Below are 24,364 nucleotides of genomic sequence, written 5' to 3' on the forward strand. Positions count from 1 at the left end.
AATTTATACATATTAAAATTTATATTCACCTAGTATACCATTTAAACGCAAAATTACCTTCGCGTCAACTTTCTAAATTTTACATCATTTGTCCTAAATAATATTTATTTATTCTAAAATAATGATTACTTAAGAAATTGATGTATTTCACCATTTTTGATAGTTGTTTGAACTTCAATATCATCGTTCACGATGACAATATCTGCATCTTTACCCGCTTTTAAGCTACCTTTTTTATCGTCAATGTTTAAAGCAATTGCCTGATTCAAACTAGTGACACGCCATAGATTATCCAATGAATCACCTGTAAATTTAAGAAGATTATGCAAACCAGTATTCATTTTTAAAATACTTCCTGCTAATGCTCCTGAAACTAAACGTGCTTCCGAGTCTTTTACGATGACATTTTGGCCACCTAAATCATATTCTCCATCTGGCATGCCTTTTGCTCGCATAGCATCTGTAATTAAATAGAAATGTTCATTTCCTTTTTGTTTATATGCGATATTTACAGCAGCAGGATGTGAGTGAATCCCATCGACAATAACTTCAGTGTTCAATTTATCATTAACCCATGCCGCACCGAATAGTCCTGGTTCTCTATGTTCAAAAGGTGTACCAGCATTATATAAATGCGTTACGTGTTTGGCGCCGTTTTCCACCGCTTCATTGCTCTCATCAAATGTCGCAACTGTATGTCCAATTGAAAATATAATTTGATCTTTAAAAGCTGCCAATGTTTCTTTAGCGCCATCGACTTCAGGTGCAAATGTGATAACTTTGATGTGATTGTTCGCTATATTTTGGAAGTATTTTAATTTTTCCACTGAAGGCCGTTGGACATAACCAGGATTTTGCGCGCCTACTTTATGTTCAGAAATAAACGGACCTTCTAAATGGACACCCACAATTTCAGCTGTATTTAACGTATCTTGTTGTGTTTGATATGCAGCTATATTTTTGAGCGCATTTGTAATATTCTCATCTGATTGTGTCATTGTAGTTGCTAAATAACTCGTTGTACCTTCAGATAACAATGACTCTGACAAATGTTTTAAGCCCGTCATCGATGCATCCATTGCATCTTCCCCGTAACCACCATGCATATGAATATCAATAAAACCAGGTAGAATATGATGCCCTTGTGCATCTATCGTTTGTAAATCACCTTCATACTTTCCTACACCTAAACCAGCAATTTTACCAGATTTAATGATGATATAACCGCAATCAATGGTTTCAGTTTCAGTATATATTCGTCCATTTTCAATTACATATTCAACCATTTATATTACCTTCTTTTCAATTATTTTAGGTTAAAATTTTCTTGCATCACTTGTAATTTATTTTACCAAATTCAACGCTTATATTATATTCAAAAGCAAATAATAAAAAACCAGAAGTTTCACTCAATCATGAGTTTCTTCTGGCTTTTCTTTATGAATCTCTGTAATTTTAATCATTCATCGCTTCTGAATTTTGTATCTCTTCTTTAGTTAATTTTGGTTTTAACATACCATAAATAACTGCTGCTATGATAGCTCCAATAATGATTGCTATCAATGATTGCAATACGTGACTAAAGTCTGTTCCTAATATAACAATAATACCACCATGTGGTGCTTGAATGGATGATCCTAAACCTAATGCAATTGCACCTGCTACACCTGAACCCACCATCATAGACGGGATTACACGAATAGGGTCAGCTGCGGCAAATGGAATTGCTCCTTCAGTAATAAAGGATAGCCCCATCACATAGTTTGGAACAATAGAACCTTTTTGTTCTTTAGTGAATTTTTTACGGAACAGTAACATTGCTGTTGCAATAGCAATCGGTGGCACCATACCGCCAATCATCGCTGCTGTAATTGGTGCTGCATTACCTTCTGTCAATGCAGCTACAGCGAATACATAAGCTGCTTTATTAAATGGACCTCCCATATCAATAGCCATCATCGCACCAATAACAAGACCCAATAGCATAATGTTAGTACCTGATAAACTTTGTAATCCATTCAGCAATAAATTATTTAACCAAGATGCTGGAGGATTTAAAACATAAATCATCAGTAAACCTGTTATAGATACAGAGAATACTGGGAAAATTAAAGTTGGTTTTAAACCTTCTAGAGATTGTGGCATACCATTTGTTAATTTCTTGATGCCTAATGTTAAATAACCTGCTAAGAAACCTGCAAGTATGCCGCCGATAAAGCCTGAATCACCTGTACTAGCTAACAAACCACCAACTAAACCAGCTGCGAAACCTGGTTTATCCGCTATACTACGTGCTATATAACCAGCAAGTATAGGAATAATTAACATAAAGGCACTCTTGTTACCTATATTCCACAATTGTTCTGCGAATGCGTTGTAATCTGAACTTTTTGGATCAAACGAGTTTGCACCAAATAAGAACACGATAGCCATTAAAATACCACCAGCTATAACAAGTGGTAGCATATTAGAAACACCGTTCATCAAATGTTTATAAATTGTCTTGCCCACACCTTGTTTTTCATTACTTTCTGATTGTACTTTACTTGAAACAGCACTCGCTACAAACGGTTTACGAGAAGTATCTTGAGCAATATTAATTAATTCTTCTGGGCGTTTAATACCATCAGCTACCGGTACTTCAACAACATTCTTGCCATTAAAACGCGCTGTTTCAACATGTACATCTGCCGCTACAATAACACCAGTAGCACGTTCGATATCTTCATTCGTGAGATGATTTTTTATACCGCCAGATCCATTTGTTTCAACTTTTATTTTAATGCCCATTTTTTCAGCTTGTTTTTTCAAAGCATCTCGAGCCATATAAGTATGCGCTATACCCGTTGGACAAGCTGTAACTGCTAATATATAGGGTTCATTTGTGTCAGCTGGTGCAACAGAGCTTTCAGTATCTTCTTCTACTTCTTCTGTAGCTTCATCATCAGCTTTATCAATGATTTGTAACACAGATTGAGGAGACGTTGCATTTAGTAAATCTTCTCGTACTTTATCATCCATTAAAATACCTGATAGTTTTGCTAATGCATCTAAATGTGTTTGTGCGCCACCTTCTGGAGCCGCAATCATAAAGAACAAATGTGCCGGTTGCATATCTAAACTTTGATAATCTACGCCCGCTTTAGATTTACCAAAAGCGATGGCAGGCGTATCTACCGCTGCTACTTTAGCATGTGGTATCGCAATACCTTCTCCAATACCAGTCGTACTTTGCGCTTCACGGTTATAAATAGCTTCTTTAAAAATTGATACATCGTTTAATTTCTTTGCTTTATCCAGTTGATTCACTAATTCGTCTATGACACCATTCTTATCAGTTGATGAAAGATCCATAGCTATTGTCTCTTGAGTTAATAACTCTGTAATTCTCATCTCATTCACTCCCCTTTAGAGTCGTAATTGTCACTTGTTCTTTAATATCTTCAATTGCTTTGTATGAAGCTAAATCATCGTTAAAAGCAGTTGCTGTTCCCGCAGAAACTGCTTGTTTAAACGCGTTTTCAATCGTCAAACCTGTTTCAAGTCCAGCTATCATGCCTGCAACAGTGCTATCACCTGAACCAACTGTATTGACAACTTGACCAAGAGGTACTGACGCCTTCAAACTATGTTTATGATCAACATAAACTGCACCCTCGCCACCAAGTGACACAATCACAGATGATGCTCCTTGTTTCATAATTTCTTGTGCGTAATGGATAACATCTTCATCCGAATTGATTGCTGTATCAAACATAACTTCTAATTCATGTTTGTTCGGTTTAATAAATAGTGGATTGTATTTTAATACGGATTCCACTAAATCTTTTTCAGCATCTACGACTAATCGAGCTCCTGTTTGGTTTGTGATTTTTGCAATTTGCTCATACGCATCTTTAGGGACGCTTTTCGGTATACTTCCTGCCACGACTACTATATCTTTTTTTGAAGTTTGTTTAAGTTGTCTGAGTAGATTTTCAAATTGTGTTTGAGAAATATTTGGACCTGGTGCATTTATTTCTGTTTCATCACCAGTTTTTAGTTTTACATTAATCCGTGTATCTTCATCTATCTCTATAAAATCAGTTTGAATACCTGCTTTTTTTAAAGTATCATCTATAAATTGACCCGGAAATCCACCTGCAAATCCTAAGGCTGTTGAAGGTACGTTCAATGTTTGCAACACTCTTGAAACATTGATCCCCTTACCTCCAGCAAATTTAAAAGTTTCTGTCGCTCTGTTTAATCCATTTAATTCAAAATCATCAGCAAACATGATGTAATCAATAGAGGGATTAAAAGTTACCGTATAAATCATCGTGTACCTCCAATAAATGTATAATGTTCAGTATATTTCTTAAATATGTCACTCTCTTTTACTTTTTTAGAAGTAACAATGCTAACTTGTGTTTCTACAGGCACATGTGCAAAATATACCTTGTCGTATTTATCATGATCAGCTAAAATATAAGCGTTTGTCCCTAAATGTATAGCGTATTTTTTAATAATCGCTTCTTGCTCATCAGGTGTAGTTAAACCATACTTTATGTCTATACCATTCATACCAAGGAATACTTTATCAAAACGATAGCTTTTCAACGTTTCAAGCGCGCTAGCACCTACTGTCGCATATGTTGTCGATTTGATTTCTCCACCTAAAATAAATGTTCGAATACCCTGTTTAATTAGCTCTTCGACATGCGTCAAACCACTCGTTACAACAACAATATTTTGTGCACTGATGTAAGGGATCATCTCAAGTGTAGTCGAACCAGCATCTATAAAAACACATTCATTATCTTCTATTTCCAGCGCTGCTAACCGTGCGATTTCTTGCTTTTCTTTTAAGTTTGTACCGCGTTTATCTGCTAAATTAGGTTCTAAGATAGATGAGTCGTTTAACATTGCACCGCCATGCACTCTTTTCAATTTCCCAACTTTTTGTAATTTGGATAAATCTCGGCGAATTGTAGATGCACTACATCCTGTTCGATCTATCAATTCCTGTAACGTCAAAAAATCTTTTTTTGACAATTCAGTCAATATGAGTTCCTGCCGTTTTTCAGTAATCATCCCTCCACCTCATTTCATTTTCATTATAATGGTTACGCTTTCTTATTTCAATCATTTTTTGTCAAAAACAATCAAAAACAATCATATTATGCCAATAAAATTTGATATTCCACCTTTTTCTCAATTATTTATGATTTTTATCTATGTATTAATAACCACATTTGAACATCTTGATAATACATCTCATTACGTTACAATAATCATGTATTATGCAACCTTTTTTCATTACACTTATTTCTTACAAGGAGTGTGTCTTGAAGTTATGCAACCATCATCTATAGTAAAATGGGAAAAAAGAATCAGAATCAGTATCGCAATGATCTTTGCTATTTTAATGATACTCAACATATATATAAGCGAAAAATTCAAAACTGACTTTGTATTTTTTCAAACGTTGATTATGTATATCCTGTTGTTTTTTCAAATGGGGTTTAACCTGTTACAATTTCTTAGTCAAACGACGAACAAATATATACAAATGACCATGATTTTACTCTATACATATGCTTATATTAGTAACTTTATCGTGTTGTTAATTTTACTTATATCTCCAATAGATTCTATGCTTGTTTTAACTATGGTTCTCACATTTTTTACATTGAGCGTTATGTTTTTAACAATCGTAGAACATCAATTTAAAAAACGCATAAAAAAAAGAGCGCAAAATTCGAATAAAATTTCAAATCATTAACGCTCGTGATTTCATAAAAGTATATGATTGCTTACTGCTCATTAAATAATCACGAAATGGTATCATGACCACTTCGTGATTTTAATTATCTTATTATATTGTTATTGATGAGTGACGTTCAACACTTTTGCATTAGTTATTTTAATCAAGTCATCAACTGTCATTTCAATCTGTACCCCACGTTCTCCGCCACTAATATAAAGAGAATTTATACATGTTGCTTGCTGATCGACAATAGTTTGAAATTGTTTTTTCATTCCAATCGGTGAACAACCGCCCCTAATATAACCTGTTACGTTTTTAAGTTCATCTAAAGGCATTAATTGTAATTTCTTTTCATTTACGGCGTTAGCTGCCGCTTTCATATCTAAAGTTTCACTTACTGGAATGATAAACACAAAATGTTGGTGATGACTATTTTCCAAAACAAGTGTTTTATATACGTATTTATCCTCTATGCCAACTTTGTGTGCTACTTCAGTGCCGTCCATATGTTCATCCGAGATTTCATACGTATTGACATTGTATTTTATCTTTTGACGATCTAACATGCGCATAGCATTTGTTTTCTTTTGTTTCATTTCGATACCTCATATGATTAAAAATGTTTTATGCATATCAAAATAATTTTATCCCAAATCATCAATCTAGCTTGAGTTGTTTAATGAATTTCGTTAATGCTTCATTCATTTCTTGATCTTTTAAAGCGAATTCTATTGTAGTTTTTACAAAACCTAATTTTTCACCGACATCATAACGCTCACCTTCAAAGTCGTAGGCATAGACTTGACTTTCTTTATTCATTCTTTCAATAGCATCTGTCAGTTGAATCTCTCCACCGGCGCCTTTACCTTGGTTTGCTAAATATTCAAAGATATCAGGTGTTAACACATAACGCCCCATAATCGCTAAATTTGAAGGTGCCGTTCCTTGTTTCGGTTTTTCCACAAATTGATTCACTTCATATTGACGCCCACTTTTACCTAACGGATCAATGATGCCGTAACGATGTGTATCATTTTCATTCACTTCTTGGACACCGATTACAGATTTACCAGTTTCTTCATATGTATCTATCAATTGTTTAATGGCTGGTTGTGTTGACTCCACAATATCATCACCCAATAGTACCGCAAAAGGTTCATTGCCAATAAATTGACGTGCTGAATAAATCGCATGTCCTAACCCTTTTTGTTCTTTTTGTCTTACATAAAAAATATTAGCAAGTTCTGTAGAATAATTCACTTTTTCTAATAGATCCGTTTTTCCTTTTTCTTCTAAAATCATTTCTAATTCTTTTTGATTATCAAAATGATCTTCAATTGCTCGCTTGTGTTTACCAGTTACAATAATAATATCCTCAATACCAGCACGAGCTGCTTCCTCTACAATGTATTGAATCGTTGGCTTATCTAAAATCGGCAACATTTCTTTTGGCATAGCTTTTGTTGCCGGAAGAAATCTTGTACCTAATCCTGCTGCAGGTATAATTGCTTTTTTTATTTTTTTCAAAACATTCATCCTTTTCAATTTTTATTAATTAAATATTCATCAAAGTATAAATCAGTTTAAACTTAATATAATAATAACATCGATACATTTAACTTTATACTTTTTATGACAATAAAAAACATCCAACTTCAATAGAATCTAAAAGTTGAATGTTTTCATTTTCCTATTTTAGTGCAGGTTGACGTATGACATCACCCAGTTTATTCACAATAACTTTATATTCTTTTTTAGCGGTCGCATCATAAAATGTATAAAACATACCTTGCTTTGAAGCATGTACTTGCTTCAAGGTAGCATTTTTTCCTAGTGCATCTTTTGCATATTTTTGAGCTATTACTTCTGACTCATGTGGTGATATTCTCGGTTTGTCTTGGTCTTGGTGATTTTGCACTTTATAAGCATCATCAAATATCCTTGCTTTATTATTTTGATCTACAGTGACTCTATAATATGTTTCGGGATGTTGCTTATTCTTGAAAGTGAAAATATAGTAATATGTCCCCTCACATGTACTATCAATACCATAGTCATTATATTCATTTTCAGAATGGTTATCACTATCAACCATTTTTTGTGCTTTATTTAGCGCTTCTGAAAATTGAGGCAAATTGATTTCGCCAGCCTCTTTATCATTCAAATCATGTGTTGCTAATTTTGCTATAGGTTCGTGGTTTTTTGCATTATATGGCTTTTCCTTTGGCACTTCATGTTTCGTGTCATCCGGCACATTTGAATCAAAATCTGCTTTTTCTTCCCCTGCTTTGGATTGGGCAACATTATTTGTATCGGAATAACTCGATATTGTTTCATGTACTTTTGCAAGCACTTGTTGGTTCGTAACTAACACTAATAAAAATATGAAACAACATGTTAATAGGAAAGCCAATATTGATAATAGTAAATTCTTCAACTTTATCCCCTTAATCATCTCTCTTTAATAATAACAACATATTATCACAAATATTTAACAAAAAACTTATATAGACCACAATTTAAAACAATTGTAATTTCTGTAACATGAATATTATGTGTGCAACTTTATTTAACATTCGTGTCATATTTGAAATTCTAATGTACAAATTCTGATAATTCTTATATCACTTAATTCATTAACCATTACATCCTGTTACTTCATACATATTTAGCAATCTTGCTAATGAACGTATGTTTAAAAATTGCCATGTTTAATTTGCTTAATAAAAAAAGTAAGAGACGAAATTAAAATGGTAGTTCTAATTTCATCTCTTACTCCTATAACATTAGCTAATTTGTCTTTTATAAAATAATTATTCATTTTTACATGCCATTCATAAACATTTAGTAATAACCATAGCAAAATGGCTGCGTCTTTTATTAAATTTATGATTTTTTCAGACGATTTCTAATTGTTTTTTCAAAAAATATTACGATCATACCAATAAACATCACTAATATCGCCATATACAGTGGAAATTCAAAATTAATATCGTATAATGTACCCGCTACTAATGGGCCTATGAAATTCCCCATGCTGGTAAAAGTCGAATTTAACCCACCAGCAAATCCTTGACGATTTCCAGCTATATTAGAAAAATAATTGGTAATTGCTGGACGAATCATATCAAAACCAATAAATACTATAAAACTAATAATCATAATTGACCAGTAACTATGCATAAACGTCAATGCAAGTAAAATAATCGCTGAATAAAGTAATGCATACGTAATAAAAGTAAGCTCTTCAAAGTATTTCATAAACTTATCAAAGAAAAACACTTGGAATATCGCACCAAAAATACCGCCACCGGTAATTGCAAAGGAGATATCTATAGGTGAATAATGTGCTTTATCGGCTGTATATAAAGGGAATAATGTTTCGAACGCAGACAAACCAAATGCAAGCACTAGCGTTAAAATGACTGGAGTGAGGAACACTTTCCAATTTATTTTAGCCAATAATTCAGGTTGATATTGTGTAAAACCATCTTGCGTTTCATTTTTCGGATTTTTAATTAATGTAATAGATAATATAAGTGCCACGACACCACTTGTACCAGCCACATAGAACGGCAATCTATGCGATACTTCCGCCAGCAAACCTCCTAAACCAGGTCCTAAAATAAAGCCTGAATTAATGATCGCCGACATATAACCAAAATTCTTTGCTTTATCTTTTCCTATAGAAATATCCGCAATCATCCCAGTAACACCAGGCATGACCATTCCAGCACTAAAACCACCTAATATTCTAGAAATGATTAGTAGAGAAAACGTGTGACTTGCGGCAAACAAGAATTCTGAAATTGCAAAAAGTGCAAGTCCAATACAAATAATTAATTTTTTACCTAATTTATCTGCAAGCGTACCACCAAATGGTGAAATAATCATTTGTGCGAGTGCAAAGACCGCAACAAGAATTCCTAAATCACTACCTTTTAAACCTAAACCTTTTAAATATACTGGTAGTACTGGTACAACTAGACCTATACCTAAAAAGACTAAAAAGATATTAAAATATAAAATATAAAATTGTTTATTCACGTTTCTCACTCCATTCTTTTATACACTTTTTTCATCATCTTGTTTTGTATCTTTAATTTAGAGGAATGCACAATATTAGAACATTCTATAACATTTTCCTACAGAAAAACAATAGAAAAACTTACATTTTCAAACACTATTATACATCTCATAAATAATTAATTGTATAATGATATTAAATGCATTAATTTGAATGGAGGTTTTCAAATGGTATATCAAGTAGATGGCAATACAATCGTATTAGTTTTAGAACAAGGTGAAGACATTGTTGAAGCTGTAACGGATCTTGCTCGTGAGCAAAATGGTAAATTTGGAACAGTCAGTGGTATCGGCGCTTGTGATGACGTAGAATTAAATTTCTATAATTTAGATACTAAAACCTATGAAAAAAAAGAAATTAAAGAACCTTTAGAATTAATTAGCCTTTTAGGTAATATTTCTCATATTGATGAAAAGCCATTTGCACATTTACATGCAACTTTTGGTACTAATCAATATGAAACATTAAGTGGTCATTTAACAAAAGCCGTTGTTTCAGCTACTGCAGAAATCGTCATTACAATGACAAACTTAGATATAAATCGTAAACACAATGCCGATATTGGCCTAAATCTATTAGATTTGTAATTCATTGGCGCCCACCCAACAAGGTTTTAACATTATTCGAATAATACTTTAACTGTATTTAACTTATAAAAATATATCAATTTAAATATGATTTTTTATAAGTAAGGATTAAAAAAAGTAATCTATACTAATCAACCATCATGTATATTAATATCTCTGCCTAAAGGATAAACGTTAATTTCTATTGAAATTATATAGAAATTAACGTTTTTATACGTTTATGAAATTTTTGTAATATCGCCGACTACCATGCTCCATTTGTTTTTTGTATTAACATGTATCTTTTTTACAATTTTGAAACGTGTTGACGCTCAAGGATTGATTATGTAAATAACTATTGAATCGAACTATACTAATTGACAACTGGCAAAAGTCTTACACGATAATCCAAATTTTATGGATTATCCCTTATTTGAAAATAAATATTTATGTTTAACTTGTTTTTGTCTATAAAACGTTTTCATTCATTTTGACTAGTGTTTATAATTGAAATTTCTGTCTATAAATTGTATTATAAAAAATCACGTTCGTAATTTTACGTTTATGTTCCCTTGGCAATAAGCTTTTTAAGGGGATTTTTATTTGTTGTTTAAAATTAATACTTATTATCATGTACAAAACAATATCTAATACTTCATAGACAAGATTATATAAAAATTCCATTTCAGGTAAAGTTGTTTTTTAAACTTCAGCTATAGTTATACTCTATAAAAATAATTATATGAGCTTGTGTGCTTAACACAAATATAAATCCAAAAAGAAAGTAGGTGTAAGTATCGCCCCTCGTTACATTGCTAGAACAATATTTTTAATTTTAATGATCATATCAATTTTCTTTAATCAATTTTATCAATTTATGACGCTTAATCTCTTTCTAGCATATGTTCCATTCGAATTATGCTTACTATTAAATTTATTTAAACCGAAATATAAATATGAATGGCCATTATTTATCGTTTTTGTGCTTATATTTTTATGCATGGTGCCCAATACGCTATATATGGTTACGGATTTAATACATTTAAATCAATTTACTTTTAATTTTTATCAAGGTTTAATCATCGTTGAATGGGTGTATTTTACATTTTTAGTTGCTGGCGTCTTATTAGCTTTATATTTATTAATTTTGATGTTTGTAGAAATGGAAAACTTTACAACTCACCGTTGGTTAAATAGAACCATTATACTCATTATGATGTTTTTAAATGGCTTAGGTATTTATATTGGACGGTTCTTACGTTTGCATTCTGTTTATATTATCAATGAACCACTTCGAATTTATAGAGAAGTTGTCAATCATTTAGATTTTGATGCTTTCCTATTTGTCATATTATTGGTATTACTTCAAATTTTAATTTATACATTTGCGAAAGGAGTACAACGTACAAAATGACTTTTAATATCTTAATTTTACTTATTGTACTCATCGTATTTCAATTAATTATTGGACATTTACTTCATGACGTAGGATTTTCATACACAAAAAGCATCTTGCTTATGTGTTTACCACTAGGTATCGGTTTATTTTATTTACAATTATTTTATTATGAACGAAAATATCCTAATTGGCATGTTTCTATTAAAACAAAGATAAGATTAAAATATATGTATATTTTAACTTTTTTTGAATACGTTGCGGTATATATCTGTATTTTCAGAATGTAATCACAAACTAAAATAAATAATAAAAAACCCACAGTACACACTACTGTGGGTTTTATTTTTTAAAATATTAAATTATTTATTTTTAAGTGATTGTTTCACTTGTTGAACAGCATTTGCTGAAATTTGTAATTGCTTTAATTCTTCATCCGAAAGTGTAAGCTCTAAAATGCGTTCTATACCATTTCCGCCTAATATTGTAGGCACACCTAAGCAAATATCAGAAAAACCGTATTCATCTTCTAAATATGCGATGGCAGGTAATAAACGTTGTTGATCTTTCAAAATTGCTTCCAACATACTATATACCGCCGAAGCTGGCGCATAATAAGCAGAACCTGTACCTAGTAATTCCACTATTTCAGCACCACCCTTTCGAGTGCGTTCAATAATTTGGCTAATAGTAGTTTCATCTAATAATTTAGTCAATGGAACACCATTAACATTTGTAGCATTTACTAATGGAAGCATCGTATCTCCATGACCACCTAGAACTAACCCTTTAACATCTTTAATAGAGATACCTAAAGCTTCTGCTATAAATGTTTGATATCTTGCAGTATCTAATATACCTGACTGTCCAATAACACGTTTTTTAGAAAAACCTGATGCTTTCAAGACTGTATAAGTCATTGCATCAACTGGATTGGTAAGCACTACTATTTTACATTCTGGGGAGTATTTAACAATTTCTTTTGTAACTTCTTCCATTACTTGTTCATTTATTTTAACCAAATCGTCTCTGCTCATTCCAGGCTTACGTGGTACCCCTGCAGTAATTACAACAATATCTGAATTTTTTGTATCAGAATAATCTACTGATCCTGAAACATTTACATCGAATCCATAAATTGGACTACTTTGTAATATATCCAGTGCTTTACCTTTAACCTGTCCTTCATTTTTAGGTTGATCAATCAATACAACATCCGCTAATTCATGTTTAGCGATAATAAAAGCTAAGGTAGATCCTGTATTACCAGCACCTATAATAGAAATCTTTTGTTTTGTCATAATGTCAGCCCCCTTATAATGCTAGACAAATGAATTGTCTCAGTATTTTTTAGTCCCACTTCTCAATTTATTGAGTTAGTGGGACTTATGCATGAGCGCTAGCTCAGGTAATCCTTAAATCACTTCTCAATTTATTGAGTTAGTTCGTTTAACTATCATCACTTTCACTTATGTTTTCGTTGGCGTTTCAACCACTTCCAAATAATAAAAACAGCTAGAATAATAAGTACGATATAAATAATTTTAGAGTAAATATCCATATAGTGCACGATAACATGCCAATTGCTACCAACTGTTTGTCCTAAATAAATTAAAACGATATTCCAAATCAATGTACCAATTGTTGTAAATAATAAAAACAAAGGCATGTTCATACGTGTTAAACCGGCTGGAATTGAAATTAAACTTCTTAAAAGCGGTACAAATCGACAGAAAAATATCGTCCAATAACCGTATTGTTCAAACCATTGCAGTGTTTTATCTAAATCACTTCTTTTTACTCGTATGATTTTTCCATAACGATCTACAACTTTATATAAATTTCGCTCTCCTATCCAAGCACCAATGCCATAAAGGACAATCGCTCCAACAACAGATCCCACAGTTGATGTTAGTGTTACACCAATAAAATTCAAGTTAGAGTGTGTAGTCATAAAACCACCAAAGGTTAAGATGATTTCAGATGGTATAAGTGGAAAGATATTCTCGAAAAATATTAGAAAAGCAATTCCCCAATAACCATATTGTTCCATAAAGTGAGTGATCCATTGCTCCATGTATGCCCTCCTAATTATTTAAATCAAATAATATTGAACATTATAGTAAATTATTTGATTTAGCATATAAATACATCGTCATTCCAAATAGTGCTAATGATAATAAGGTTAAGATGATTGCTAATACCATAACGCGTTTATAATGTTTAATAAACGCAACAAACAATATCGCACCATTGTAAAAAAAGAACAGGCCAAATAATGTCATCATTAAATTAATATCAGGATATATTATGTTTAATAAAGCAATTACTATTGCAAAACCCAAAAAAGGAAAATTAATAAAATTGCGTTGAAATCTAAACTGATTTCTAAGGTGTTGTTCACTTTGATTACTCATGTTCTACGCTCCTTCTAAATTAAAATCTAAGGAATATCATGACCTAAGGAAGCTGTATAAATATCAAACCACTCTTGGTCAGTTAACGTTATTGCCATACCTTGTAATGCTTCATCAATACGATTAATCTTTTGCGTGCCTAACACTGGCATGATTGAAGCTGGATGTTTCTTTAACCAAGACATAATAATTGCAGTTGTCGTAACATTATACTTTTGTGCCAATGGAGATATAATCGCAGTAATTCTTGCTGTTTTTTCATCTTCAAGATCAAACAGTTTTCCTCCAGCCAATGGACTCCATGACATTATTTTAACATCATCTTTGTACATATAGTTAATGGTTCCATCTTCAATTGCATCTAACGTATAAGGAGAAACTTCTAATTGATTTAAAGTAATATGTAATTTATCACAAACTAAACATTTACTTAATAAATCATACTGCGATTTGTTGAAATTTGATACTCCAAACGATTTGATTTTTCCTTCTTTAACTAAAGATTTAACAGCTTCTGTGATTTCATGTGGATCCATCAATGGTGATGGCCTATGAATCAGTAATGAATCTAGTTGTTCTACTTGTAATTGTTTGAGAGAACGTTCCACAGTTTCTGTGATATGTTTTTTACTATGATCGTATCGATGTCCATCTGCTGCCGCTAAATGGTCTGATGGCAATACGATGCCACATTTAGAAACAATTTCAAGATGTTCACGTAGATTAGGTGATAATTTAAGCGCTTCTCCAAAAATTCCTTCACAACTATAATCACCGTATATATCTGCGTGATCCATCGTAGTAATACCACGTTCAACTAGTTCATTAATATAGCGATTTAACTGTTGTGGTGTCCAATTCCAATCTTTTGCTCTCCAAAATCCTTGTATTACATTTGAAAAGGATACATGTTGGTTAATCTTCACTCTTTCCATAGTGAATCAAACCCCCTTCTTCATTACATTAATTTAAATTAGGTAAATTGTAGCATATCTAATTGATTTCGTAGTTTATTTACATCTAATTGCTCATCAATAATAACTATCGTCAAGGACACTTCTTTATCAATCGTTTGATAATCTGGCAACCTAAAAGCATATTGAAATTCATAAATATCTTCGGGTACATCTTTAAATTTCACATATCCCTTTAATCTTAGAACATTATCTGGTAACCGTAAAATAAATTGATAAAATAATTGTCTATTAATCGGTCCAGAAAAATGATAATGTATACGATTTATACCATGATGATGTACATGGGAATTTATTTTCATTTGATTTCCATTTGCAACCGAACTAATTTGATTCATATCCATATCTGCATATGTAGTAAAATATTTAGATGCTGTTGGATTAATTTTGTGAATTGCTTCATCAATATCATGTGCATGATTATCAATGAGGTCCATTTTGTTCATCACTATGTCATGACACACAGATAATTGTTCTTCCATCAATTGAATTGTATGGTTGGTATATTGAAAACGATTTAAGAAGCGAGGCCCATCCACCAATCCTATAACTGTAGGTTGGTCGACTTGTTCAATGATTTCAGGATCCTGACATGCCGCAATAATTTCAATTGGATGTGCTAAACCTGTCGCCTCAATTATTATATGGCGCATTGCACTTTTGCTTAGAAAATGTTTTAATTGTTTTATTAAATCTAGTTGCATATCACAACATACGCAACCATTTAATATTGACACAACCTCAATATCATTGCTAATAGCATAGCTATCTATATCTAAATTACCGTATTCATTTACGATTACGCCCGGATTTTCATTGCTTTTTTGTAAATATTTTATATATTTACTGAGGAAAGTTGTTTTACCACTTCCTAGAAATCCTGTAATAATCGTAATTTTGGTTTTCTGATTGTTAATATTTTTCATATACTCACTCATTTCATAAATAAAAATGTTTGCGTAAAACCTTAATTATTCTTATAATTAACCTTTCACTTGATAAAATGTTGACTTTCTTCTAAACTTTATACATACTTTATTTTAGCATGGCACAGTGTGAAAGTATGCTTGAGGAAGTGTAACACAACAATAGACGGATTCAAATCCGAAACAGAAAGAACAAAACGGATAGAATGTCTGGAGGAGAACTTTATGTCTGAACCACTTAATTTAAAGGATCAATTATGTTTCAGTTTGTATAATGCTCAAAGACAAGTAAATCGCTACTACTCTAACAATGTCTTTAAAAAATACAAATTAACATATCCACAGTTTTTAGTTTTAACAATCTTATGGGCTGATTCACCTGTTAACGTGAAAAAAGTCGTAACTGAATTAGCACTTGATACAGGTACTGTATCTCCATTACTAAAAAGAATGGAGCAAGTTGATTTAATTAAACGTGAACGTTCTGAAGTAGATCAACGTGAAGTGTTTATCCACTTAACAGATAAAAGTGAAGCAATTCGACCTGAATTGGATACAGCATGCCAAGATGTGGCAGTTGCATCTTCACTTAGCGCAGAAGAAAACAAAGAACTAAATCGATTACTTTCAAAAGTAATTAATGCCTTTACTGAAGAAAAAGCAAAATAATGCTAAATTTCTAATGTTAAAGTAAAACTATATGAAATTGATTAATTAAATATATTAATTTAAAGCTAGAGTCTGGGACAGCATTGAATTGTCCTAGACTCTTTCTTATTGTAAAGCCCCACTTCCCAACTTGTTGGGTTAGTGGGGCTTATGCATGAGCGACTGCTCAGGTAATCATTTTATACTTTTTTCAATGCTAGTCATTCTTACGAGGGTGGAAGGAGGAATCTTTTAATAAAATTAGATTTCTATCCCGCCCCTTTTTTAAATACTATTAATAAATCACTGAAGTAATTATACATTTCTGCACAAATACTTCAGTGATTCGTTCATTTGTAAGAGATTCATATTAAATTTTTAACATTTTCCACTTACAAATCAAGTACTTATTTGCTACTTTTTATTAAAAAGTCACGCTTGATTTAACATGACCATTTGATATAAATAGCCTTTGTTTGATAGTAACGATTGGTAATCTCCATATTCTATGATTTCCCCGTCAACCATAACCATGATTTTATCAAATTTGGGTAGTAATCGTAAATCATGTGTTGCAACGATTAATGTTTGAGATTGTTTGTGAATTTCATCCATCACAAGATTTGTATGATAAATATCTAGCGCTGTAGTAGGTTCATCAAGCACCCAAATCGGAGCCTCTTTTAATAATAATCTAGCAATACCAATTCTTTGAATTTCACCACCAGATAGTGTATTACCTGAAAGTGTGATGTGTCTATCTAAATCAATGTGTGATAAACCTAGTGTATCAAAAACATCTTCGATTACTGCATCTTCTTGATCAGTGAATAAATTATCACGTACTGTACCATCAAATAATTGTTGTGACTGTAATAGAGCATTAATCGAACTGTATTTATCTAAATCTAAAATGCTTGTAATATCTTGATTATTTATTAAAACCATACCATCTTCACTTTGATAGAGACCTAACATTAATTGTAATAAGGTACTCTTACCTGAACCAGAAGGACCAATAATTGCAACATGTTCACCTTCTTGCACACTCAGCTGTACTTTTTTTAAAGTGTAATTCGATTGATTCCAATATTTAAAATCAACATTTTGAACTTCTACTAATGGTTGATGTACAGCATTATCCAATGATAGTGGTTGATTGCCTTGTTGAATTGGGTGTGCAATAACTTCATTGATATTGTTTAAAGCTTCATCCGTATCCGCTTTATAATAAGCCACATTACTCATAGGAATTGCTTGTTCAAATAATGTTAACATCATCAAAACAATACTTGTTAAGTAAACAACATCTAGCTGTTGATTTTGCACTTGTGTGACACCCAAATATAAAGTTGCAAATAAAGCAATCATTGAAACCAGATTTAAGCTATATTCATACAACGATAAAAAGCGTTGTTCTTTTGCTTGTGCTTGTTCATACGCATTCAATTGTTCTAAAACCTGATGCTGATAATATTCTGTTTGGTCAAATCGTGCAAGTTCTTGATACCCTTCTTTATAATCGTAAAATTGATTTAAAAATTGATCTTGTATACGATTAACATCCCTTTTTAATAATTGTGCCTTTTTCGCGCTTAACCAAGGAATTAAAACCAATGTTATCAACATACTAATAAAGATGATAATTGCATGAACAAATGAGAAATAAAAAGTCACAACCATTGCAATCAACGCCGTTAAGCCAATGACTACTGGTGGATAATAAACTCTTAAATAAATATTTTGTAGTGCTTCCACACTACCAACCATACGGCCAAGTAAATCACTGGATTTAAATTTTCTATACACGTCTGGTACGACAGGTATAATATTTTTGAAAAATTGCACCCTCACATTTCTCAACATAGTAAATGTTGCTTTGTGAGATAATAATCGTTCGATATATCTTGCAACAGCACGTATAAATCCAAACATTTTAACAGAAACAATTAAAACCATTAAAGCAAATAATGGTGCACCTAAAGCACTTTGCGTTACCATATAACCACTTAAGAAAAACATGCTTAATGCAGTTAAACTGCCTAATATACCTACAATGATAGATAAAATTAAATCTTTATCTAACTTAAATTGAATATGTGGTCTCAACACAAGTCACCACCTTTATACGCATTTTGCTTGATTACTTTTATAGACTCAACAGAACCCTCATTAATCTTTATACGTCTATCTGCATTTTTTATGGTATTTTCTCTATGTGCGATAGTGATGATAGTCGTATTTTTAAACTTTTTGTTTATCACAGATTGAATGACATGTTCTGTTTGTACATCCAATCCCGTTGCAGGTTCATCAAATATCAATACATCAGGTTGTAATAATAACAAACGTGACAGTTCAATTCTTCGCATCTGTCCTCCAGAGAGCATCTCTCCACCTTCACCAATCCAAGTATCAATACCGTTTTCTAACGCATTGACAACCTGTTTTAAGTTAACATCGTCAAGCGCTTCTAAAATTTTATCTTCATCAATTTTTTGGAACATGGTCATATTATCTCTAATAGATGCGTTAAAAATATATGGATGCTGACTTAAAAAACCAATTTTTAATTGTTGTTTATAGATCACAGAGCCATATTGCGGTTTAAAATGTTGTGCTATAACTTGGGCTAAAGTAGACTTTCCAGCCCCACTTTTTCCAATTAATGCAATATGTTCTCCATCATAAATACTAAGATTGATATCTTCCAAAGCATGATGTTGTGTGTCGTCATATTTATAATACACATGCTCAAGTTGTATTAATGGCTTTTGATAACTATTCGTTTGCACTTGTGATTTTACATATCGCTCTTGTCGATCTAATAAATCGAAGACAACATCACTTGATCCTTCACTTTGCTTTCCAGTATGAAAAGATTGACCTAAATCTTTAATAGCATTATAAAATTCAGGGGCTAATATGATTGCTATAGCTGCCGTTTTAAAATCTATACTATCAAACAATATCAATCCTAGACCCGCTTCTAAAGCAACAAGGCCAATACCTAGCATACTGATAAACTCCAACATCAATCCCGATAAAAAGGCGCTTCTTAAAATACGCATCGTTAAATTTCGAAATGTTGTACTTTCTTCATATAAAGACTGTTCTGTAGCCTCAGTTTTATTAAATAATTTGAGCGTAATCAGCCCTTTTATTTTGTTTAAAAACTGCTGACTAAATTGATTTAAATAGGTCATTTTATCTTTTGACTCATCACGTGTTTTCAACCCAAAAATGATATAAAACATTGGTATAAATGGTGCAGTTACAATCATAATTAAAGCAGTGTTCAAATGTATGAAGCACATTGCAATTATGATAAATAGCGGTATCATCATTGACTTAAAAACCTGAGGAAAGTAACTATTAAAAAATGGTACTATGCCATCTATATTTTCAGTTAGTGTATTTATTTGAACACCAATGGGTTCTGACGATTTATTCAAAATCAATTGACGTCGTAAGTCATATTTAACGCGAGCAGACATACGATTACCTATCATTTGATTTATTGTATTAAATGTCGCTCTTGCTAATAAAATAATTAATGTCACTAGTAGTAAAATTAACAAATCTTGATGTGTATTGCGTAACATTGCATTTAAAATTTCTGCTATAGCAACGTTCTGAATGACTACAGTAATCGCTAATACTGTACTGATTACAAACATTAATATTGGATAAATTTTATACTTCATCGCTAAACTTGTTAATCTTTTCACAAATATCACCTGGTTCATATTATATATGGATTGTATTAAAATGAAATGAATTGGCTCAAAAATTAATACATTTTTATTTACTTAATTCATATTTTTGCCATAATTATAATTAAACGATTAAATCATTAAATTTTAAACATAAACAGTAAACTTTTCATCATTATAAACTTATTAAATTATAAATAAAGTTTCCTAAAAAATATTTTGCCGTTCTAATGGAAATTTATAATGATATACTTTTCGCCTCCATTAACTGAAGTAAGTACCTTTTTCCTCAGTCTTTAGTCCAAAATCTTATTTATCTATGGCACTTTATAATTTTAATGTGCTATTATTATAAAATGAAAATGAATAAACTATAATCCATATTATGAAAGTAGGTTAATTATGATATTGCTTGAATTGATAAAAGGAATCATTCTAGGAATTGTCGAAGGATTAACTGAGTTTGCACCTGTATCTTCTACTGGTCATATGATTCTTGTAGATGATATGTGGTTAAAATCAACTCAATTTTTAGGCTCTGAATCTGCATTCACCTTTAAAATTGTGATTCAGCTCGGTTCTGTGTTCGCAGGAGCCTGGGTATTCCGTGAACGTTATTTTGAAATGTTACATATAGGTAAATATAGATCTGAGCCCATCGATGGTATCGGTCAAAAACCAAAACGCTTAAACTTACTCCACATCATTGTGGGTATGATTCCAGCCGGTATCCTTGGTTTAATGTTTGACGATGTTATTGAAAAATATTTATTTAGTGTCCCAACAGTCATGATTGGATTATTTATCGGGGCAATATATATGATTATTGCAGATATATACAGTAAAAAAGTTACGAATCCACAAACAGTAGATCAAATTAATTATTTCCAAGCTTTTGTAATTGGTTTATCTCAAGCTATCGCTATGTGGCCTGGTTTCAGTAGATCTGGTTCTACAATTTCAACAGGTGTACTTATGAAAATGAACCATAAATCTGCTTCTGATTTCACATTTATTATGGCAGTTCCTGTGATGTTAGCAGCAAGTGGTTTATCACTAGTTAAAAACTTTGAATATATTCATTTAAACCACATTGGTTTTTACTTCCTAGGGTTTATCACAGCATTTATCGTTGGTTTAATTGCCATTAAAACATTCTTATTCTTAATTAGTAAAATAAAATTGATTCCATTTGCCATTTATAGAATTGTGTTAGTTATTATAATCGCAATCCTTTACTTCGGCTTTGGTATAGGCCAGGGAATCAGTGGACAGTAAAATGGTTAGAGGCTGAGACAAATAATTTGTCCAGCCTCTTCTTAAATTTCATTTCTAAAATTATAGCAATAAATCCATGAAAGAACGTGTATTTACCGTTTATTATGATGTATTATGGGGTAATAAGTAGATAGTATAAAATTATTGGAGGCAACGAGTATGGACAAAAAGCAATTAATTAAAACAATCATCACAGTAGCGCCTGTGTTTTTAGTACCGTTAATCGTTGAACGTAAACGTATTAAAGATCATCCAGATGTTAAAAAAGCCAGTGATGCAACTGCTAAAGCTTCAAAAACCGTAGCAAACAAATCTGTTCAAATTAAAGATACAGTAGTAGATAAATCTTCAAACGCAAAAGATTATGTTATTGATAAAAAACATAATATAGATCAAAAACGCGAACTAAAACGTATTGCTAAAGAGCACGATCCTGCTTATATTGAGAAAAAAGGCGAAAAACTTGAAAAAGAAAATCGTAAAGAAGCAGAGAAAATGAATAAGAAATTACAGAAAAATATAGACAAACGCCACAATGAAGAAGATAAGAAACGTCAAGAAAATGAAAAACAACGTATTCAATCTATGAAAAAATCTAACAAACACATGGAAAAAGTTGGCATGACTCCAGGAAAACTAGACAAAGAAACAGAACAAAAAGGCGAAAAACTTGAAAAAGAAAATCGCAAAGAAATAAATAAATTCAATAAGAAATTACAAAAAAATATAGATAAACGTCATAAAGAAGAAGACAAAGCTCGCGATAAAAATAAAAAAGATCGTTTAGCGGAATTCAAAAAGTAAAAAAATTATGTTGCTAAAAGCATTGTTAAACAAAACAATGAAGAAAAAGGTAAATAATTATTATGACTCAAGTCATCATTGATGGAGATGCTTGTCCTGTTACCAATTCTGTTGTTGAATTGACGAAAGGGACAAGCATCTTTGTTACCGTCGTTCGAAGCTTTAGTCATTTTTCTTCAAAAGTACAACCTGATCACGTCAATATCATTTATGTTGATGACGGCCCAGATGCGGTCGATTATAAAATAGTTAAAATCACTCAATCAGAAGATATTGTAATAACACAAGATTATGGACTTGCGAGTTTATTATTAAATAAAGCTAAAGTTGTTATGCACCATAAAGGGTTTGTGTTCAATCAAAATAATATCAACACCTTGTTAGAACAACGACATGCTAGTGCACAATTCCGAAAAAGTGGCGGGCGTACTAAAGGTCCTTCTGCTTTTACAGCAGATGACATTGCGATATTTGAACAAAATTTTTTGTCTATAATTAATGATTTGTCATTATTTACGGAGGAATAGAGTATGAAAAAAATTGCTGTTTATTGTGGTGCAAGTAAAGGTAAAGACGCATCCTACATGAAAGAAGCTTATCAGTTAGGCACTTATATGGCTAAACATAATTATGAACTGGTATTTGGTGCTGGTTCTGTTGGTATTATGGGAGCAATTCAAGATGGTGTATTAGATCATGGTGGTAGTGCCATTGGTGTTATGCCCAATATGTTAAACGAACGTGAAATTACTAGTACTAGACTAAGTGAACTCATATTAGTTGATTCTATGCATGAAAGAAAAAACAAAATGGCAGAATTAGCAGATGCATTTGTCATGGCCCCAGGAGGCGCTGGCTCTTTAGAAGAATTTTTTGAAATGTATAGTTGGTCACAAATTGGTATTCATGAAAAGCCAATCGCTATCTATAATATCAACAGTTTTTTCGAGCCTTTACAAACATTGATTGATCATATGATTCATGAGGGATTTATCGATAAAAAATATCAATCACTTGCACCACTATGTAACAATCCTGAAGAGCTGTTCGAAACGATTCATAACTATAAGCCTTTAGGTGTTAGAAGTTACGATTAACTTTAAAAGCAGAGATATGTATGCATTACGATGCAATTATCTCTGCTTTTCTTATGTTTAAAATAGTATTACTAATAATTGTTTTAATATGATACATGCAACTATCACAATAATCATTGCTGAAAATTTATTTAATATTAAGATATATTTTCCAGTTTTATCAATATTACCTACGACTTTGCCAGCAATAGCCAAAAATATAAACCAAAACCAAGAAACAATGATTGTAGTTATGGTAAAAAACATTTTATCTGTACCTTCATATATTGCTGCGTTCGTACCTATAACACCAATGGTATCCATAATTGCATGAGGGTTCAGTAATGAAACAGACAAAGCAAAACCAATTTGCTTTCGCGCAGACATTGATTGATAACGATCAAGCGCTTGAGGTTTCTCTTTCCATAATGACCAAGCCATATAAATAAGAAAAATAAAACCAATACAATAAATTACAATTTGTAACATTGGTTGTGACAGTAATATAACTGACACACCTAATACAGCTAATACAATTAATAATGTATCGCATAGCCCTGCTGCTATGATCACTGGAATTGTCTTAATGAATTGTTTTTGGTTTGCTCCTTGATTAAATACAAATACATTTTGTGCACCTAAAGGTAAAATTAAACCTAAAGCTAAAAACAAACCATGAATCATTGGTTGAAACATATTATCTCCTCTTTCTGAATAACAAAATCAT

General features: G+C 31.8%; 24 protein-coding genes. 8 read left to right on the forward strand and 16 right to left on the reverse strand.

Features of this window, described 5'->3' with window-relative positions:
• Positions 1-125: 125 nt before the first annotated feature.
• From nagA to norA, 8 genes are all read right to left on the reverse strand, one after another.
• Positions 126-1,286: an N-acetylglucosamine-6-phosphate deacetylase gene (gene nagA, locus FYJ81_RS08015; protein WP_119517608.1), complete on the reverse strand. Its 1,161-nt coding sequence runs from the start codon at positions 1,284-1,286 to the stop codon at positions 126-128.
• 169 nt (positions 1,287-1,455) lie between these two features.
• Positions 1,456-3,393 carry a PTS fructose transporter subunit IIABC gene (locus tag FYJ81_RS08020; protein WP_119517607.1) on the reverse strand — a complete coding sequence of 646 codons (1,938 nt, stop codon included), beginning with the start codon at positions 3,391-3,393 and terminating at the stop codon, positions 1,456-1,458.
• Position 3,394: 1 nt separating this feature from the next.
• Positions 3,395-4,318, reverse strand: a complete 924-nt coding sequence (gene pfkB / locus FYJ81_RS08025; RefSeq protein ID WP_107521396.1) for a 1-phosphofructokinase — start codon at positions 4,316-4,318, stop codon at positions 3,395-3,397.
• A complete protein-coding gene (locus FYJ81_RS08030) occupies positions 4,315-5,073 on the reverse strand; it encodes a DeoR/GlpR family DNA-binding transcription regulator (protein ID WP_107384464.1) in 759 nt (252 codons plus the stop codon). Before FYJ81_RS08030 ends, pfkB begins: the two co-directional genes overlap by 4 nt.
• Before the next feature lie 792 nt (positions 5,074-5,865).
• Complete coding sequence (gene ybaK / locus FYJ81_RS08035; protein WP_119517605.1) at positions 5,866-6,345, reverse strand: Cys-tRNA(Pro) deacylase; 480 nt, start codon at positions 6,343-6,345, stop codon at positions 5,866-5,868.
• A gap of 61 nt (positions 6,346-6,406) precedes the next feature.
• The gene (galU, locus tag FYJ81_RS08040) at positions 6,407-7,276 is read right to left on the reverse strand and encodes a UTP--glucose-1-phosphate uridylyltransferase GalU (RefSeq protein ID WP_107384467.1); all 870 of its coding nucleotides are present in this window, start codon (positions 7,274-7,276) and stop codon (positions 6,407-6,409) included.
• Between the two features lie 163 nt (positions 7,277-7,439).
• A complete protein-coding gene (locus FYJ81_RS08045; protein ID WP_119517955.1) occupies positions 7,440-8,186 on the reverse strand; it encodes a hypothetical protein in 747 nt (248 codons plus the stop codon).
• Between the two features lie 449 nt (positions 8,187-8,635).
• The gene (norA, locus tag FYJ81_RS08050; protein WP_119517956.1) at positions 8,636-9,796 is read right to left on the reverse strand and encodes a multidrug efflux MFS transporter NorA; all 1,161 of its coding nucleotides are present in this window, start codon (positions 9,794-9,796) and stop codon (positions 8,636-8,638) included.
• A 207-nt stretch (positions 9,797-10,003) separates the two neighbouring features.
• On the opposite strand from norA, the gene FYJ81_RS08055 reads away from it, so the two are divergent.
• From FYJ81_RS08055 to FYJ81_RS13125, 3 genes are all read left to right on the forward strand, one after another.
• A complete protein-coding gene (locus FYJ81_RS08055; protein WP_107384470.1) occupies positions 10,004-10,423 on the forward strand; it encodes a PPC domain-containing DNA-binding protein in 420 nt (139 codons plus the stop codon).
• Between the two features lie 817 nt (positions 10,424-11,240).
• Entirely contained in the window at positions 11,241-11,816 is a 576-nt protein-coding gene (locus FYJ81_RS08060; protein WP_154409551.1) for a DUF1361 domain-containing protein, read from the forward strand.
• Positions 11,813-12,088, forward strand: coding sequence for a hypothetical protein (locus FYJ81_RS13125; RefSeq protein ID WP_107385382.1), 276 nt, complete (start codon positions 11,813-11,815; stop codon positions 12,086-12,088). The genes FYJ81_RS08060 and FYJ81_RS13125 overlap by 4 nt, the downstream gene beginning before the upstream one ends.
• Positions 12,089-12,160: 72 nt before the next feature.
• On the opposite strand, the gene mdh is transcribed toward FYJ81_RS13125, so the two are convergent.
• The 5 genes from mdh to FYJ81_RS08090 form a co-directional block, all read right to left on the reverse strand.
• Entirely contained in the window at positions 12,161-13,099 is a 939-nt protein-coding gene (mdh, locus tag FYJ81_RS08070) for a malate dehydrogenase (RefSeq protein ID WP_107384447.1), read from the reverse strand.
• A gap of 164 nt (positions 13,100-13,263) precedes the next feature.
• Positions 13,264-13,875 (reverse strand): DedA family protein, encoded by a 612-nt coding sequence (locus FYJ81_RS08075; protein ID WP_119517885.1) that lies wholly within the window; start codon positions 13,873-13,875, stop codon positions 13,264-13,266.
• A 40-nt stretch (positions 13,876-13,915) separates the two neighbouring features.
• On the reverse strand, positions 13,916-14,215 hold the full coding sequence (locus tag FYJ81_RS08080) for a hypothetical protein (protein WP_107384445.1): 300 nt from the start codon (positions 14,213-14,215) through the stop codon (positions 13,916-13,918).
• Positions 14,216-14,241: 26 nt separating this feature from the next.
• Complete coding sequence (locus FYJ81_RS08085; RefSeq protein ID WP_107384444.1) at positions 14,242-15,150, reverse strand: aldo/keto reductase; 909 nt, start codon at positions 15,148-15,150, stop codon at positions 14,242-14,244.
• 38 nt (positions 15,151-15,188) lie between these two features.
• Positions 15,189-16,115: a CobW family GTP-binding protein gene (locus FYJ81_RS08090; protein WP_154409552.1), complete on the reverse strand. Its 927-nt coding sequence runs from the start codon at positions 16,113-16,115 to the stop codon at positions 15,189-15,191.
• Between the two features lie 225 nt (positions 16,116-16,340).
• Between FYJ81_RS08090 and FYJ81_RS08095 the strand changes: the two genes are divergently transcribed.
• On the forward strand, positions 16,341-16,784 hold the full coding sequence (locus FYJ81_RS08095) for a MarR family winged helix-turn-helix transcriptional regulator (RefSeq protein WP_046207364.1): 444 nt from the start codon (positions 16,341-16,343) through the stop codon (positions 16,782-16,784).
• 411 nt (positions 16,785-17,195) lie between these two features.
• Here the strand turns inward: FYJ81_RS08095 and cydC are convergent, their stop codons facing one another.
• Together cydC and FYJ81_RS08105 are read right to left on the reverse strand one after the other, a co-directional pair.
• The gene (cydC, locus tag FYJ81_RS08100) at positions 17,196-18,872 is read right to left on the reverse strand and encodes a thiol reductant ABC exporter subunit CydC (RefSeq protein WP_107384442.1); all 1,677 of its coding nucleotides are present in this window, start codon (positions 18,870-18,872) and stop codon (positions 17,196-17,198) included.
• Positions 18,869-20,494, reverse strand: a complete 1,626-nt coding sequence (locus FYJ81_RS08105) for an ABC transporter ATP-binding protein/permease (protein ID WP_107384441.1) — start codon at positions 20,492-20,494, stop codon at positions 18,869-18,871. Before FYJ81_RS08105 ends, cydC begins: the two co-directional genes overlap by 4 nt.
• Positions 20,495-20,881: 387 nt before the next feature.
• Here FYJ81_RS08105 and FYJ81_RS08110 point away from each other — a divergent pair, with 387 nt between their 5' ends.
• The 4 genes from FYJ81_RS08110 to FYJ81_RS08125 all read left to right on the forward strand — a co-directional run bounded on the left by FYJ81_RS08110 (position 20,882) and on the right by FYJ81_RS08125 (position 23,658).
• Positions 20,882-21,757, forward strand: a complete 876-nt coding sequence (locus tag FYJ81_RS08110) for an undecaprenyl-diphosphate phosphatase (RefSeq protein ID WP_107360223.1) — start codon at positions 20,882-20,884, stop codon at positions 21,755-21,757.
• A gap of 159 nt (positions 21,758-21,916) precedes the next feature.
• On the forward strand, positions 21,917-22,561 hold the full coding sequence (locus FYJ81_RS08115) for a hypothetical protein (RefSeq protein WP_154409554.1): 645 nt from the start codon (positions 21,917-21,919) through the stop codon (positions 22,559-22,561).
• A gap of 62 nt (positions 22,562-22,623) precedes the next feature.
• Positions 22,624-23,088: a YaiI/YqxD family protein gene (locus FYJ81_RS08120; protein ID WP_107384439.1), complete on the forward strand. Its 465-nt coding sequence runs from the start codon at positions 22,624-22,626 to the stop codon at positions 23,086-23,088.
• 3 nt (positions 23,089-23,091) lie between these two features.
• Complete coding sequence (locus FYJ81_RS08125) at positions 23,092-23,658, forward strand: TIGR00730 family Rossman fold protein (RefSeq protein ID WP_107384438.1); 567 nt, start codon at positions 23,092-23,094, stop codon at positions 23,656-23,658.
• 57 nt (positions 23,659-23,715) lie between these two features.
• On the opposite strand, the gene FYJ81_RS08130 is transcribed toward FYJ81_RS08125, so the two are convergent.
• Complete coding sequence (locus FYJ81_RS08130) at positions 23,716-24,333, reverse strand: LysE/ArgO family amino acid transporter (RefSeq protein WP_119517917.1); 618 nt, start codon at positions 24,331-24,333, stop codon at positions 23,716-23,718.
• Positions 24,334-24,364 lie beyond the last annotated feature (31 nt).

It is taken from the genome of Staphylococcus sp. McC-251-APC-3A2, from assembly GCF_009695665.1.
GTDB classification, from domain to species: Bacteria; Bacillota; Bacilli; order Staphylococcales; family Staphylococcaceae; genus Staphylococcus; species Staphylococcus cohnii.

Coding starts and splice junctions, on each gene's coding strand:
- mdh (WP_107384447.1), bottom strand. CDS start 13,099: ATGACAAAACAAAAGATTTCTATTATAGGTGCTGGTAATACAGGATCT.
- FYJ81_RS08130 (WP_119517917.1), bottom strand. CDS start 24,333: ATGTTTCAACCAATGATTCATGGTTTGTTTTTAGCTTTAGGTTTAATT.
- FYJ81_RS08060 (WP_154409551.1), top strand. CDS start 11,241: ATGATCATATCAATTTTCTTTAATCAATTTTATCAATTTATGACGCTT.
- nagA (WP_119517608.1), bottom strand. CDS start 1,286: ATGGTTGAATATGTAATTGAAAATGGACGAATATATACTGAAACTGAA.
- FYJ81_RS08020 (WP_119517607.1), bottom strand. CDS start 3,393: ATGAGAATTACAGAGTTATTAACTCAAGAGACAATAGCTATGGATCTT.
- FYJ81_RS13125 (WP_107385382.1), top strand. CDS start 11,813: ATGACTTTTAATATCTTAATTTTACTTATTGTACTCATCGTATTTCAA.
- FYJ81_RS08030 (WP_107384464.1), bottom strand. CDS start 5,073: ATGATTACTGAAAAACGGCAGGAACTCATATTGACTGAATTGTCAAAA.
- FYJ81_RS08125 (WP_107384438.1), top strand. CDS start 23,092: ATGAAAAAAATTGCTGTTTATTGTGGTGCAAGTAAAGGTAAAGACGCA.
- pfkB (WP_107521396.1), bottom strand. CDS start 4,318: ATGATTTATACGGTAACTTTTAATCCCTCTATTGATTACATCATGTTT.
- FYJ81_RS08115 (WP_154409554.1), top strand. CDS start 21,917: ATGGACAAAAAGCAATTAATTAAAACAATCATCACAGTAGCGCCTGTG.
- ybaK (WP_119517605.1), bottom strand. CDS start 6,345: ATGAAACAAAAGAAAACAAATGCTATGCGCATGTTAGATCGTCAAAAG.
- FYJ81_RS08085 (WP_107384444.1), bottom strand. CDS start 15,150: ATGGAAAGAGTGAAGATTAACCAACATGTATCCTTTTCAAATGTAATA.
- FYJ81_RS08090 (WP_154409552.1), bottom strand. CDS start 16,115: ATGAAAAATATTAACAATCAGAAAACCAAAATTACGATTATTACAGGA.
- FYJ81_RS08075 (WP_119517885.1), bottom strand. CDS start 13,875: ATGGAGCAATGGATCACTCACTTTATGGAACAATATGGTTATTGGGGA.
- FYJ81_RS08120 (WP_107384439.1), top strand. CDS start 22,624: ATGACTCAAGTCATCATTGATGGAGATGCTTGTCCTGTTACCAATTCT.
- FYJ81_RS08055 (WP_107384470.1), top strand. CDS start 10,004: ATGGTATATCAAGTAGATGGCAATACAATCGTATTAGTTTTAGAACAA.
- FYJ81_RS08110 (WP_107360223.1), top strand. CDS start 20,882: ATGATATTGCTTGAATTGATAAAAGGAATCATTCTAGGAATTGTCGAA.
- FYJ81_RS08080 (WP_107384445.1), bottom strand. CDS start 14,215: ATGAGTAATCAAAGTGAACAACACCTTAGAAATCAGTTTAGATTTCAA.
- FYJ81_RS08095 (WP_046207364.1), top strand. CDS start 16,341: ATGTCTGAACCACTTAATTTAAAGGATCAATTATGTTTCAGTTTGTAT.